This window comes from Roseovarius sp. PS-C2 (genome assembly GCF_018862045.1).
In the GTDB taxonomy this organism is placed as follows: domain Bacteria; phylum Pseudomonadota; class Alphaproteobacteria; order Rhodobacterales; family Rhodobacteraceae; genus Roseovarius.
Genome location: NZ_JAHKSQ010000001.1, coordinates 555,997 through 568,998, shown reverse-complemented (window position 1 = coordinate 568,998; position 13,002 = coordinate 555,997). Strand labels below are relative to the sequence as shown.

Below are 13,002 nucleotides of genomic sequence, written 5' to 3'. Positions count from 1 at the left end.
TCACGAACCCGCACAACACATCGCCTCAACGCCTGAAGATAACAGGCGGTGGTATTTGAGACTGTTCAGAATGAAGTCGACCATGACACACATCCGCAAACCAACTGGTAAAACCCTAAGGCGCAGCGAGTGGTCCGGTCATACCCCGAATTGGGTAAAATCCGAATTACAAGGTAATATTTCAGGCTAGCAGCTGTTGCACTTTGTCGAGCACGTTCCGCCAATGCCGGAAAAAGATCAACTGTCCAGCATCCTCGTAGGCATGATATTCGATCCAGTCATACGTCGTGCGGAACTCGTCGAGTGTTGCGGGGGGAACTTGCGGGTCTTGCAGGCCATTCATGAAGATGACAGGTAGCTGCCCGCGCAGGGCTTCCACGTCGGCGCTCCAGTCTTCCAGAAACCGGCCTGTCAGCATGCGGACAAAGGCATCGTGAGCAGAATGCGTTTGGGACAGGGCGACCTCCGAGCCGGTGACCATGGCTTCGAAGACTTCGGGAGATTCGAACGTGTCGACATCGGCGGGGCATTTGCCATAGACCGCATGAACAAACCCCTGCTTGCCGATCCGCCGGGCCAGAAGAAACCCCGCCTTGACCATGAAAGGTAGCAGGTGCGGCGTATATTTCGCCCCGGCGATGATGAAACGATGCCATTTCTCCATGCGTTCATACTGTTCGCGCCGGGTCATCGGGAGGGTGCCTGCACAGCAGATCAGCCCGGTAATCGTTTCTGGAGACCGGAGGGCCAGCTGCATGGCGTAGAATGAATCGCTCCCGAGGCTGATGATCGGACAGTGATCGACGTTTTCGGCATCGAGAATTTGCAGGCAGTCGGTGGTGGCCGCGTCGTCATAATCGGTGCTGCGGGGCAGGGGATCGGAGGCGCCAAAACCGGCCCGGACCGGTACGATAATGCGAAGCCCAAGACGCCTGGCTTCTGCTTCCGCGGACGCAGGCCACCGCACCAACCCATAATCCAGAGGCAGGAACAGGATCGGGCGACCTGTCTGATCGCCGAGCCTGAGGTAATCCAGCTGCCGTCCGTCCGGTGTGCGTAGCGAATGAAAAACGCTTGGTTCCAGTGTCGCGTAGCCGCGGCTGACCTGCCGGGGGGCGGGCATGTTTTCCGGGGTCATACCGGCCATGTCCACCACTGACAGAGCCAGCCGAACCAGTTCGACCTGCGAATGCGCCTCGGTCTTGGACATGATGGCCTTGATCTGTGCGCGGATCGTGTCCACCGATCTGCCCCGTTTCTCGGCGATATCGCTAACCGATCCGCATTCGACCAGCCCCAGAAGAACGCCCGCTTCGGCGTTGGTCAGATCGAAGGCCCGCTGCAATATTTCCTGGCTGTCTTCCGAGAAATAGATATCGTTCGAGGCCGCCAGAACGAGGGGTGTTTCATCTGCCAGTTTGCACAGCTGAAGACGCAGGATGATGTAGTGATCTTTCTCGACCGAACGTACACGCAAGACCACCGCATCCTGCTGTGGGCTTTGCAGAACATTGCGTGCGGCTTTGCTGATTGCGTCGATGTCTTCGGGCATCACCCGCAGATCGCTGAGCGTCGTTCCTTCCTTCAGGCCCGATACCGTCAATGCGGCGGCATTCCCGGCGCAGACAGTCAGTGAGGCGTCCAGCAAAAAGGCCGACATGCGACCAAAGGGACGTAAAATGTCTCGTAACTCGGTGGCGGAACCGACTGTTTCGACACGATCCAGAAAGGCACTTGCACGTTCGAAATGCCCGGCAATCAACGGATCTTCCAGAAGGCGCGGGGCATCCAGATCGGCCTGGCCGCGCAACGGGCGAACGGCATCTTCCCATAGATCCAGAAGTGCCTCGTAGCGGTCCGGCGCGAGGGCCACATCGTACAAACGGCTGATGGCCGCATCGCGTGTTTCGTCGGACAGTGTCTGCCTTGTGTCCTTACAAGGGTTCGCCGGGTCCACTTTCGTCATTCGATTGCCTCCGCGCTTTGGCATGGTACGCGTATAGCGATGTTAAGTCATGCTCGTTTCGCGTCAGGGTAATCATGGTTGTTAACGGATCACGATAGCGGTTTCAGCCGTTGTCTGTCTGAGTGTCAAGAAGGAATGAAAAACGGGTTTTCAAAACATTCCAGGCGGCTTCGTTCGGGGCGGCAAGGATGTAACCTTCGGTAATTCCCGCATTATAATCCTGTCCGTCCAGCATTCGCACGATTCCTCCGGCCTGCTGGCAGATAAGGACTCCCGCGGCATGGTCCCAGGGATTGGGAATGCCCGACAGCATGAAATCCATCCCGCCCTGCGCCAGGGTCCGGTATTCGTGACAGGAACAGCGCAGCATGACCGTGCGCGCGAATTCCGGCAGGCAGGCGGCCATTTCGGCCTGTTTTTCCGCGGGCAGGAGATAGAGGTGGATATAGCCCGACATTTTCTCCAGATCGCCGCCACGCGAGACGCTGAGCGGCCGGTCGGCCCCCACATTGCGCGACAGATGTGCAGGTGTTTCGGAATCGGCGAAGATCCAGTCGTCCATCACCGGATCATAAAGCAGGCCGAACACCGGGTGCCCAAAGCGGGTGATCGACAGGATGATTCCGAAAAGTGGCAAGCCATGGGCAAAGTTCCAGGTGCCGTCCAGCGGATCGAGGATCACCGCCATTTCAGCCTCGGCGATCTTGTTGCGCAGGTCCGGCGATTTGGCTGCGCCTTCCTCGCCGACGATCAGCGCGTGGGGAAATATGCGTTGAATACCACGCGTCAGCATGGCTTCGGCGGCAGTGTCGGCCTCGGTCACAAGGTCATGGGGGTCGGACTTGGCCGAGATATCTGCATGCGACAGATTGCGAAACCGGGGCATGATCTCGGCACGGGCCGTGCGACGGACCAGATTGATCAGACTGACTTTTTGCGCTTTGCTCAGAGGGGCGGTCAGGGCGACAGGCAGGAAATCGGTCATTGTTCGGGCCTCGGATTCTGGTGCTTGAACGGCTTTTGAGTGCCATCGCGCCACACGAATGGCAATGCGGTTATTCCCGTGCGCGCAAAACACGGGCGGGACGGGCCTGCATGGGACGCCAGGCAAAGGCTAGCCCGGCCAGAAGGCTGATCAGTGCACCGCCCGAGACAATTCCCAATGCCGACAGCCACGCAATTTCGAAATCGGTTTCCATCACGAAGTAACTGACGGCCCATCCTCCGGCGATTCCTGCCGCCAGGGCAACCAGCCCCGCCACCGCGCCAAGGATCGCGGCCCGCAGCGCGAGACTCAGCAGGATGCGACCGCGCGAGGCCCCCAGTGTCTTGAGGATCGCCGCCTCGCGGGTGCGGGCTGTCTGATCGGCCGCAGCAGCCCCGATCAGGACCAGGAACCCGGTCAGCAAAGTGGCCGCCGCGCCCCAAGCCGTGGCCGACGCCAATCCTGCCAGCAAGCCCGACACCCGGTCAACCGCATCGCGCACGTTGATCGCGGTGATATTGGGCATCCGATTTGACAGATCGCGCAGGATCGCCTTTTCGGCATCGGGATCGGCGTAGACGGTCGCAATGAATGTATGCGGCGCCGCTTCGAGCGCGGCGGCATTCATCACCATGACGAACCCCATTCCGGCGGTCGAGAAATCGACCTCGCGCAACGATGTCAGTTTGGCCGTCATGTCGCGGCCCAGAATGTTCACCGTGATCTCGTCACCGATTTTCAGGCCCATCTCTTCGGCCTCTTCGGCGGCAAAGCTGATCTGTGGCGAGCCGGTATACCCCTCACCCCACCACGTCCCGTCGACGATCCGCGTGCGCTCGGGAAGGGCGTCGGCATAGCTTATTCCCCGGTCTCCTTCGACGACCCAGTGGCCGGGTGCGACTTCGATGGCCGGACGCCCGTTGATGCGGCTGATCACGCCGCGCAGCATCGGGGCGTTGTCGATGCGCGATACGGCGGGATCGTTCTCCAACCGATCCATGAAGGCGGGCATTTGATCTTTCTGGATATCGACGAAGAAATAGGACGGTGCACGTTCGGGCAGATCGCGTGAAATCGCGTTGCGCAGGTTCTGGTCGATCTGTCCGACCGCTGCCAGAACCGACAATCCCAACCCGAGCGAAAGCATGACTGGCCCCGCTGTGGTGCCCGGCCCGCCGATTGCGGCCAGAGCCCAGGCCAGTGCAGGCCGTCCACGGGCCAAACGCCTGGTGCGGCGTGCGATCAGGACAATCGCAAGGGCCGCCAGCACCAGCAGGAACAGCGCGCCCATGATTCCGCCGGTGGTGGCAAGGGTCAGTCTTGCATTGCCCGAAAGCCACATCGCAGCGCCGACCAGGGCGGCGATCAGCGCAAGCGTTGCGACGAGATAAGGCCAGCGGGGCAATTTGCGTCCCTGGCCCAAGGCGTCGCGAAACAGGGCGGCGGCGCGGATATCCTGCGCGCGCGCCAGCGGCCAAAGGGTAAAGATCAGCACTGTCAGCGCGCTATAGAGCGCGGCCTCGGCCATCGGTGCGGGGTAAGGGGCAAAAAGGGCCGGTACAGGCAGGCGCGCCTCGATGATCGGCGACAGAAGGATCGGCACACCCACCCCGAGCGCCAGACCGCAGGCGATCCCGATTAGCGCCAGCACCGCGACCTGCAGAAAGTATGTCAGGAATACCGTTTGGCGGTCTGCCCCGATAGTGCGCAAGGTGGCGATGGTTTCGGTTTTGGTGGCCAGATAGGCCCGCAACGCGGCCGATATGCCTACACCTCCCACGGCCAGCCCTGACAAACCGACAAGCACCAGAAATGCTCCAAGGCGGTCGACGAATTCTGCTACTCCGGGTGCACCGTTTCGCGCATCCCGCCAACGCAACCCCGCTTCGGCAAAGGTGGTTTCCGCCTCGTGCTGGAGGGCGGCCAGATCGGTGCCGGGCGGTAAGGCCATGCGGTAATGCGTGGAATAGAGCGTTCCCGGCCCAAGCAGCCCCGCACCCTCAAGATCGGCACGGCGCAGGATGGTCCGTGGCCCCAGACCGAAGCCCGACGTGGCATTGTCCGGTTCGGTCACGATTTCGGCGCTCAGGACGAACTCGGCCGTGCCGAGGCGAAAGCGATCGCCCGGAACGAGGCCCAGCTTGCCACTCAACAAAGGATGCATGACCGCGCCGGGCAAACCGTCCTTTCCGTTCAACGCTTCCGAGAGGGGAATGGCCGGGTCCAGTACGACCTCGCCCAACAGGGGATAGGCCCCGTCAACGGCCTTGATCTGCGTCAGTCCGCGTTCGCCGTCGGGGGCGACCGCCATCGAGCGGAAATCGACGATCTCGGACACAGTGGTGGCGGTGGTCTCCATCCAGTCGCGTTCGGCCTGCGTGGCGAAGCGATAGGTGAATTCGATCTCGGCATCGCCCCCCAACAGGGTCGCGCCTTCGCGGGCCAGCCCGTTGGCGATGCTTTCGCGCACGGTGCCAACGGCGGCGATGGCCGCGACGCCAAGGATCACGCAGGCCAGAAAAATCCGAAACCCTCGCAAGCCACCGCGCAGTTCCCGGCGGGCCAGACGCGCAGCGGTGGACAGGCTCATGCGGGCACCTGTGCCGTGTCGGTCAGTCGTCCGTCCACCAGTTCGATCACCCGGTCACAACGTGCAGCCAGTTCGGGAGAATGGGTTACCATGATCAGGGTGGAACCCTTGCGCGCACTGAGATCGAACAAAAGCTCTATGATCGCTGCGCCTGTCTGGCCGTCCAGATTTCCCGTCGGTTCGTCGGCGAGCATGATATCGGGGCGCGGCGCGGCGGCGCGGGCAAGGGCGACGCGCTGTTGCTCACCGCCCGAGAGTTGCGAAGGGTAGTGATCGCCGCGCTCGGCCAGCCCCACGGACTCGAGCTCGCGCGCGGCGCGCTTGAAGGCATCCGCATGTCCGGCCAGTTCCAGCGGGGTTGCGACATTTTCAAGGGCGGTCATGGTGGGGATCAGGTGGAAGGACTGGAATACAACTCCGAAATGATCGCGGCGCAGGGCGGCCAGTTGATCTTCGTTCATTGCCGACAGGTCGTGCCCGAGGGCTTGCACCTGTCCTGAACTGGCCCGCTCCAGCCCGCCCATCAACATCAAAAGCGAAGATTTGCCCGATCCGGACGGTCCGACAAGACCAACGGTTTCCCCCTTCTGGACATCCAGGGTGATCCCGTGGAGTATTCGGACAAGCCCCGCGTTGCCCTGAAGCGACAGCGTGGCATCCTTGAGCGAAAGAACGGGATCGGTCATGGGTTTACACCTGATTACAAAGGAATTTCTGTCATATGGGGTCGCGGTGTTGCGTGGCAAGGTGATTGCGGCGTTTCTTTTCGCCGCGTTCCCGGCCTGGGCCGAGGAGGCCACCATACTGGCCTTCGGTGACAGCCTGACCCAGGGCTACGGTTTATTGGATCAGCAGGGCCTCGTTCCGCAACTGGACAAATGGCTTGAAGACAACGGTCATGAGGTGCGCATCGTTAATGGTGGTGTCTCGGGCGATACAACCGCCGGAGGCGCGGCCCGCGTCGACTGGAGCCTGACGCCGGATGTGGATGCAATGATCGTTACCCTTGGCGGCAATGACATGCTGCGCGGAATCGATCCGGCTGTATCGCGTGACAATCTGGATCGTATTCTGGCTGCAGCGCAGGCGCACCGGGTCGAGGTTTTATTGGTGGGCATGAAGGCGCCGGGCAATTACGGGCCAGGCTACAAGGCTGCGTTCGACCGCATTTACCCGGATTTGGCGGAAACCTACGAGACGCTTTACGTCGAGGATTTCTTTGCAGGGCTCGGCGATGCCGATCCGGCTGAAGTGCAGGACTATTTTCAGCCCGACGGTATTCATCCCAATGCCGAAGGCGTTAAAAAAATTGTCGCGGCTCTTGGACCGAAGGTCGTGGAACTGGTGCAGAATATCCAATGAAAACGGGCCCCGTCAGGGGCCCGCAACGATCCGGTTCCGGCGCGTTGGCCAGCCGGGATCAGGCCAGTGCGATATTCGACGCCGACTCGCGGCCATCGCGGCCGGGTTCGATGTCGAAGGTCACTTTCTGATTATCGGCCAAGCCGGTGAGGCCTGCGCGTTCAACGGCCGAGATGTGAACGAATACGTCCTTGCCGCCGCCATCGGGCGCGATGAAGCCGTAGCCTTTCGTTGTGTTGAACCATTTGACGGTGCCTGTGGCCATCCGTTTTCTCCTTTGGTTTGTGTTGCCCACGGTGTTGCGGCAACCCGGCTATGTCAGAGCAAGATCGAGTGACTGAGCCGGTCGTGACGGAGCAGATGGTCGATAGAGGTAACGTCGCGCCGTTTATATGGGGCTGTAAATCTCGCCACGCAAGAAAAAATCGCGCGGGGCCGGTCGTGGCCGCCGCGCGTTGTCATGCGTTACTTCGCTCAGATAACGGTGACGACGGTTCCCACCGGAACTCGTTCGTACAGGTCTTTCACGTGTTCGTTCAGCATGCGGATGCAGCCGTTGGACACCGACCGCCCGATCGAGCGCGGTGCGGTGGTGCCGTGGATACGGAAATAGGTATCCCGGCCGTTCTGGAACAGGTACAGCGCCCGCGCTCCAAGCGGGTTTTCCGGGCCCCCCGGCTGGACATAATCATTGTCCTTGAAGCGACCGTAGGTCTGCGGTTCGCGCTCGATCATTTCCTCGGTGGGGCGCCAGGTGGGCCATTTTTTCTTGACGTCGATGGTGGCGGTGCCGGTGAACTGGAGGCCGGCCTTGCCGACGCCGACGCCGTAACGCAGCGCTTCGCGGGGGGCGGTGACAAAATAGAGGAAATGCGCGCGCGGCAGAATCAGAAGTTGTCCGGGCGCGTATTGTTCCGAGATACGTACCTTGGTGGGTTTGAATTTATCTTCAACTTCAAAGGCATGGGCGGAGGCGGGCAGGCTTGCTGCGGCCAGTCCGGCCCCGATGAAAAAGCGGCGATCTATCATTTCAGGTCCTCTGGAATACACACGGCGACGTATAGTTTGCCATCCTGACGGGGAAAAATCAAAACCCGGTGAAGGGCCGGAAATTCCTGCCGGTATGGCGTCGGTACAACGTCGGTATCCTGTCGGTGCGACCGCACGGTCGGCTGACGCGATGTTAACCCCGTCCACGGCAGGCTCGGGGGCGCGAAAGGAGCCCTTTGATGACCCGCATGACCAAGACCGAACGCATCGCCCGCGAGGGGCTGATGAAGAACCTGATCCATTTGCACCGCGATGGCTGGATATCGTCGGTGATCGAGGAGGAGATTCCCGAAGCCTGGCACACGCTCGAGGCCGATCTGGATGTCGAGGAGAAAAAGGAGAAGGTGACGCTCTATCTCGATCGGTCGGTTGCGCGGTTTTATCGCGCGATGGGGCAGGGATATCAGGGCCGGATCAACCGCCTGTTGGCCACATGGGCGCAGATGAAGATCGCCGGCGAGGTCAAGCTGGACGAGTATCTGCGCGAACGCGTCGGATACAAGGAACCCGAGCCGCCCGAGGACATGCCGACGCTGGACCCGGATTACGAGGCCTCGATGCGGCGCAAGGGATTGCTGAAGGATTGACGATTGCCAAAGGCAAACGGAAACGGGGCAGGCCAATGGCCCGCCCCGCGCAATTTTACGCTGCGCCAGACCGGCGCGCGTGGCCCTTAGGCCAGTTCGATGTTGACGGCGCTTTCGCGGCCATCACGGCCCGCTTCGACGTCGAAAGTCACTTTCTGGTCGTCGGCGAGGCCGGTCAGGCCCGAACGCTCGACGGCGCTGATGTGAACGAACACGTCCTTGCCGCCCGTTTCAGGGGCGATGAAGCCGTAACCTTTGGTGGTGTTGAACCATTTCACGGTGCCATTGGCCATGTGAAGTCTCCTGCATGTTTGCTGCCCGCGGAAGTGCGGCAGCCCGGCGTTGTCGTCTGGATCGAATGACTGAGCGCCGTGTGAGGGAGACAGTGGGTCGAAAAAGAATAACGTAGCGGGGCTGCGTATGACAGGGACCGGGAGTTGTGGCAAGGGGTTTCGGTGGAGGTGGGGGTTCGGTGCGCATGAATGCGCACCCTACGTTAGCGTCATTTTAACATTGGTCGGCTCAGCATGGAAACATGCCGAATTGCAAACGCCCCAAGGTGCCCGGCGCCACCGTGTTTTTCACCGTGACCCTTGCGGAGCGCGGGACGTCATTATTGGTGGATCAGGTTGAGGTTCTGCGACAGGCGGTGCGCGCCACGCGGTTTGATCATCCGTTTTATATCGACGCCTGGGTGGTGCTGCCGGATCATTTGCACGCGGTTTGGACCTTGCCGCCGGAAGACCATGATTTTGCGACCCGATGGCGCGTGATCAAGGCCCGGTTTTCCCGGCAGGTGCCGGAGGGGCTCAGGCGGCCCAGCCATATCCGCCGCCGAGAACGCGGCGTTTGGCAGCGCCGGTATTGGGAACATCATATTCGCGGCCCGCAGGATTACGCGGCAGCGGTTTCCTATTGCCATTTGAATCCGGTGAAGCACGGGTTTGTGGAACGGGCGCAGGATTGGCCCTATTCCTCGGTGCATCGCGATATTCGGGCCGGGGGCTGGGCCGCGTAGGGTGCGCATTCATGCGCACCGTTTGTCTGGGGTGTGTGGTGCGCAGTGAATGCGCACCCTACGGTGGTTAACGCGCGAATTTCTTGTGCTTGATCCGTTTGGGTTCAAGCGCATCCGGGCCCAGGCGGCGCTTCTTGTCTTCCTCGTAATCCTCGAAGTTGCCTTCGAACCATTCGACATGCGCCTCGCCTTCGAAAGCGAGGATATGGGTGCAGATGCGGTCCAGAAAGAAACGGTCGTGGCTGATGACCACGGCGCAACCGGCGAAATCGACAAGCGCGTCTTCCAGAGCGCGCAGCGTTTCGACGTCGAGATCGTTGGTCGGTTCGTCGAGCAACAACACGTTGCCGCCCGATTTCAGCAGGCGGGCCATGTGGACGCGGTTGCGTTCGCCACCCGACAGGAGCGAGACCTTTTTCTGCTGATCGCCCCCCTTGAAGTTGAAGGCCGAACAATAGGCGCGGGAATTCATCTGCGCGTCACCCAGTTGGATGATCTCGGCGCCGCCGGTGATGGCCTCCCACACGGTTTCGTTGTCTTTCAGGTCGTCGCGGGACTGATCGACATAGCTAAGTTCGACCGTGTCGCCATATTCGACGGTGCCTTCGTCGGGGGCTTCCTGCCCGGTCAGCACCTTGAACAGCGTGGATTTACCCGCGCCGTTGGGGCCGATCACGCCGACGATGCCGCCCGGCGGCAGCGAGAAGGTCAGATCCTCGATCAACAGCTTGTCGCCCATGTGTTTTTTGAGGCCGTTCACTTCGATCACCTTGGAGCCAAGGCGCGGGCCGTTGGGGATGACGATCTGGGCGCGCGCGAGTTTTTCGCGCTCGGACTGGTTGGCGAGGTCGTTATAGGCGTTGATCCGGGCCTTGGATTTGGCCTGACGGGCCTTCTGACCCTGCCGCATCCATTCCAGTTCGCGTTCCAGCGTTTTCTGGCGGGACTTGTCCTCGCGCGCTTCTTGTTCCAGCCGCTTGGCTTTCTGTTCCAGCCAGCTTGAGTAATTGCCCTCGTAGGGGATGCCGCGGCCGCGGTCGAGCTCCAGAATCCAGCCGGTGATGTCGTCAAGAAAATACCGGTCGTGGGTGACGATCAGGATGGTGCCCTTGTAGTCGATCAGGTGCTGTTGCAGCCAGGCGATGGTTTCGGCATCGAGGTGGTTGGTCGGTTCGTCCAGAAGCAGCATGTCGGGCGCTTCCAGTAGCAGCTTGCACAGGGCGACGCGGCGTTTTTCACCGCCTGACAGGGTGGTGACATCGGCATCGTCGGGCGGACAGCGCAGGGCCTCCATCGACACGTCGATCTGCGCGTCGAGATCCCAGAGGTTCTGGCTGTCGATCTCGTCCTGCAACTGGGCCATCTCGTCGGCGGTTTCGTCCGAATAGTTCATCGCCAGTTCGTTGAAGCGGTCGAGCTTGGCCTTTTTTGCGGCCACGCCCAGCATGACGTTTTCGCGCACGCTCAGGGCCGGGTCGAGCTGCGGCTCCTGCGGGAGATAGCCGACCTTGGCGCCTTCGGCGGCCCAGGCCTCGCCGGTGAAATCGGTGTCGAGGCCGGCCATGATCTTCATCAGGGTGGATTTACCGGCGCCGTTCACGCCGACGACGCCGATCTTCACGCCGGGCAGGAAGCTGAGATTGATGTTCTCGAAGCACTTCTTGCCGCCGGGGTAGGTCTTGGAGACGCCCTGCATGTGATAGACGTATTGATAGGCTGCCATCTGTCGTCCGCTCCTGATGGGTGATCGTGTGTTGCCGGCTGTGATAGCCGAGGCACGGCGCGGGGGCAATCACTCAACGCTGGGCGGCACTCAGCGTTTTTTCGAAGAAATGGTCGGGGTAGGGATCGTCGTTGAAGCGGTCGATCTCGGTCCAGCCGGAGGCGCGGTAGAGTGCGACGGCTTCGGGCAGGGCCGAGTTGGTATCGAGCCGCAGGGTGGCGATACCGAGGGTGCGGGCGGTGGTCTCGATCCTGTCCATCAGGCGGCGGGCCAGTTTCATGCCCCGCGCCGAGGGCGCGACCCAGAGGCGCTTGATCTCGGCATAGCCCTTGTCGGTGCCTTTCAGCCCGACGCAGCCGAGCGGCAGCCCATCCGACAGCGCCAGCAGGAACGCGCCGCGTGGGGTGAGCATATCGGTCGCTTCGGGGTCGCAACTGAGGGTGACATCGAACCCGGTTTTCAGGCGGCGGCCCAGTTCGGCGTAGTATTCGCCAAGGCAATAGAGCGCATCGGAGCTGCGGGGATCGGCAAGCTGAAACGTCACGCGATCACGCCCAAGGGCCGAGGCCACCAGATCCATCGCCGCCAGCAGGGTTTCGGGATGCGGGTGGCGATCCAGCAGGTCATTGGCGCGGGTGTCGGACAGGGCGTTGTAGGCCTCCAGCTCGGCCAGCCCGGTGTCGGTCAGGGCGGCGATGCGGCGGCGGCCGTCCTCCGTATCCCGGATCAGCGTGACAAGCCCCTCGTCCTGAAGCGATTTCAGGTAGCGGCTGAGCAGGGCCTTTTCCAGCCCCAGGGTGTCGCGAATCGCTTCCAGGTCCGCCCCGTCGCGCCCGATGGCGTGGATCACGCGGGCAAGGCCCAGCGGGCGGCCCCGGCCAAGGAAGGACGTGTCCAGAACCCCGGTTTCACGGGTCACGGCGCGGTTGAAACGGCGGATGCGGGCGACGGGGTCGTAACTCATGATGGTTTACTTAAGTAAACTATTTTCGCCTGTCAATGACGGCTTGGAGGTTGACACTGGTGGAAAGGCAAGGTGATGGAAGCATGATGAAAATCGCGTTGCCATATGTCCGCCCCGGTCAGGTGGTCGGGTTGCTGGGCGGATCGTTCGATCCGCCTCATGAGGGGCATGTGCATATCAGCCGCGAGGCGCTCAAACGGTTCGGGCTGGACCAGTTGTGGTGGCTGGTCAGCCCCGGCAATCCTCTGAAATCCCATGGCCCCGCGCCGCTGGCGCGCCGTATGGCGGCCTGCCGGGCACTGGTGGATCATCCGCGCATCCATGTCACCGACGCCGAGGCGCAACTGGGCACGCGCTATACCGCGCAGACGCTGCGCGCCTTGCAGGCGGTGCGGCCCGGTGTGCGTTTCGTATGGCTGATGGGGGCCGACAACCTTGCGCAATTCGATCAATGGCAGGATTGGCGCGATATCATCGAGCGTGTTCCCATGGGGGTTCTGGCCCGCCCCGGTCAGCGTATTTCCGCGCGCATGTCCAAGGCGGCAAGGGTTTATTCCGATGTCCGTTTGCCAGCAGCGCTCAGCCATAGGCTAGGCCACAGAGCCCCTCCGGCATGGTGCTTTGTCAATGTTCCGATGCGTGCCGTCTCTTCGACCGGGCTGCGGGCGCGCGGCGATTGGCCGAAATCGGGGCGAGCATGACGCAGGCGTGATGCAGAAAAGCGATTGTGCGCATGTCCGCACTGCGCTTATTTTCA

General features: G+C 61.6%; 13 protein-coding genes. 4 read left to right on the top strand and 9 right to left on the bottom strand.

Annotation, left to right across the window (positions count from 1 at the left end; genetic code table 11):
• Positions 1-181: 181 nt before the first annotated feature.
• The 4 genes from KPG71_RS02755 to KPG71_RS02740 form a co-directional block, all read right to left on the bottom strand.
• Positions 182-1,966: a LuxR C-terminal-related transcriptional regulator gene (locus KPG71_RS02755; RefSeq protein WP_216336594.1), complete on the bottom strand. Its 1,785-nt coding sequence runs from the start codon at positions 1,964-1,966 to the stop codon at positions 182-184.
• Positions 1,967-2,069: 103 nt separating this feature from the next.
• On the bottom strand, positions 2,070-2,951 hold the full coding sequence (locus KPG71_RS02750; protein WP_216336593.1) for an inositol monophosphatase: 882 nt from the start codon (positions 2,949-2,951) through the stop codon (positions 2,070-2,072).
• 70 nt (positions 2,952-3,021) lie between these two features.
• Entirely contained in the window at positions 3,022-5,541 is a 2,520-nt protein-coding gene (locus KPG71_RS02745; RefSeq protein ID WP_216336592.1) for an ABC transporter permease, read from the bottom strand.
• Positions 5,538-6,227, bottom strand: a complete 690-nt coding sequence (locus KPG71_RS02740) for an ABC transporter ATP-binding protein (RefSeq protein WP_216336591.1) — start codon at positions 6,225-6,227, stop codon at positions 5,538-5,540. Before KPG71_RS02740 ends, KPG71_RS02745 begins: the two co-directional genes overlap by 4 nt.
• Between KPG71_RS02740 and KPG71_RS02735 the strand changes: the two genes are divergently transcribed.
• Positions 6,226-6,903: an arylesterase gene (locus KPG71_RS02735; RefSeq protein ID WP_216336590.1), complete on the top strand. Its 678-nt coding sequence runs from the start codon at positions 6,226-6,228 to the stop codon at positions 6,901-6,903. The two genes, KPG71_RS02740 and KPG71_RS02735, sit on opposite strands and share 2 nt — an antisense overlap.
• A 58-nt stretch (positions 6,904-6,961) precedes the next feature.
• Here the strand turns inward: KPG71_RS02735 and KPG71_RS02730 are convergent, their stop codons facing one another.
• Both KPG71_RS02730 and KPG71_RS02725 read right to left on the bottom strand, forming a co-directional pair.
• A complete protein-coding gene (locus KPG71_RS02730; protein ID WP_073033336.1) occupies positions 6,962-7,168 on the bottom strand; it encodes a cold-shock protein in 207 nt (68 codons plus the stop codon).
• A gap of 209 nt (positions 7,169-7,377) precedes the next feature.
• Complete coding sequence (locus KPG71_RS02725; RefSeq protein ID WP_216336589.1) at positions 7,378-7,932, bottom strand: L,D-transpeptidase; 555 nt, start codon at positions 7,930-7,932, stop codon at positions 7,378-7,380.
• Positions 7,933-8,132: 200 nt separating this feature from the next.
• Here KPG71_RS02725 and KPG71_RS02720 point away from each other — a divergent pair, with 200 nt between their 5' ends.
• On the top strand, positions 8,133-8,540 hold the full coding sequence (locus tag KPG71_RS02720) for a BrnA antitoxin family protein (protein ID WP_216336588.1): 408 nt from the start codon (positions 8,133-8,135) through the stop codon (positions 8,538-8,540).
• Positions 8,541-8,626: 86 nt separating this feature from the next.
• Here the strand turns inward: KPG71_RS02720 and KPG71_RS02715 are convergent, their stop codons facing one another.
• Positions 8,627-8,833, bottom strand: a complete 207-nt coding sequence (locus KPG71_RS02715; RefSeq protein ID WP_216336587.1) for a cold-shock protein — start codon at positions 8,831-8,833, stop codon at positions 8,627-8,629.
• A 242-nt stretch (positions 8,834-9,075) separates the two neighbouring features.
• Here KPG71_RS02715 and KPG71_RS02710 point away from each other — a divergent pair, with 242 nt between their 5' ends.
• Positions 9,076-9,558 (top strand): transposase, encoded by a 483-nt coding sequence (locus tag KPG71_RS02710; protein WP_216336586.1) that lies wholly within the window; start codon positions 9,076-9,078, stop codon positions 9,556-9,558.
• 67 nt (positions 9,559-9,625) lie between these two features.
• On the opposite strand, the gene ettA is transcribed toward KPG71_RS02710, so the two are convergent.
• Both ettA and KPG71_RS02700 read right to left on the bottom strand, forming a co-directional pair.
• Positions 9,626-11,281 carry an energy-dependent translational throttle protein EttA gene (gene ettA, locus KPG71_RS02705; RefSeq protein WP_216336584.1) on the bottom strand — a complete coding sequence of 552 codons (1,656 nt, stop codon included), beginning with the start codon at positions 11,279-11,281 and terminating at the stop codon, positions 9,626-9,628.
• 73 nt (positions 11,282-11,354) lie between these two features.
• The gene (locus tag KPG71_RS02700; RefSeq protein ID WP_216336581.1) at positions 11,355-12,245 is read right to left on the bottom strand and encodes a helix-turn-helix domain-containing GNAT family N-acetyltransferase; all 891 of its coding nucleotides are present in this window, start codon (positions 12,243-12,245) and stop codon (positions 11,355-11,357) included.
• 86 nt (positions 12,246-12,331) lie between these two features.
• Between KPG71_RS02700 and KPG71_RS02695 the strand changes: the two genes are divergently transcribed.
• The gene (locus tag KPG71_RS02695) at positions 12,332-12,946 is read left to right on the top strand and encodes a nicotinate-nucleotide adenylyltransferase (RefSeq protein WP_216336722.1); all 615 of its coding nucleotides are present in this window, start codon (positions 12,332-12,334) and stop codon (positions 12,944-12,946) included.
• Positions 12,947-13,002 lie beyond the last annotated feature (56 nt).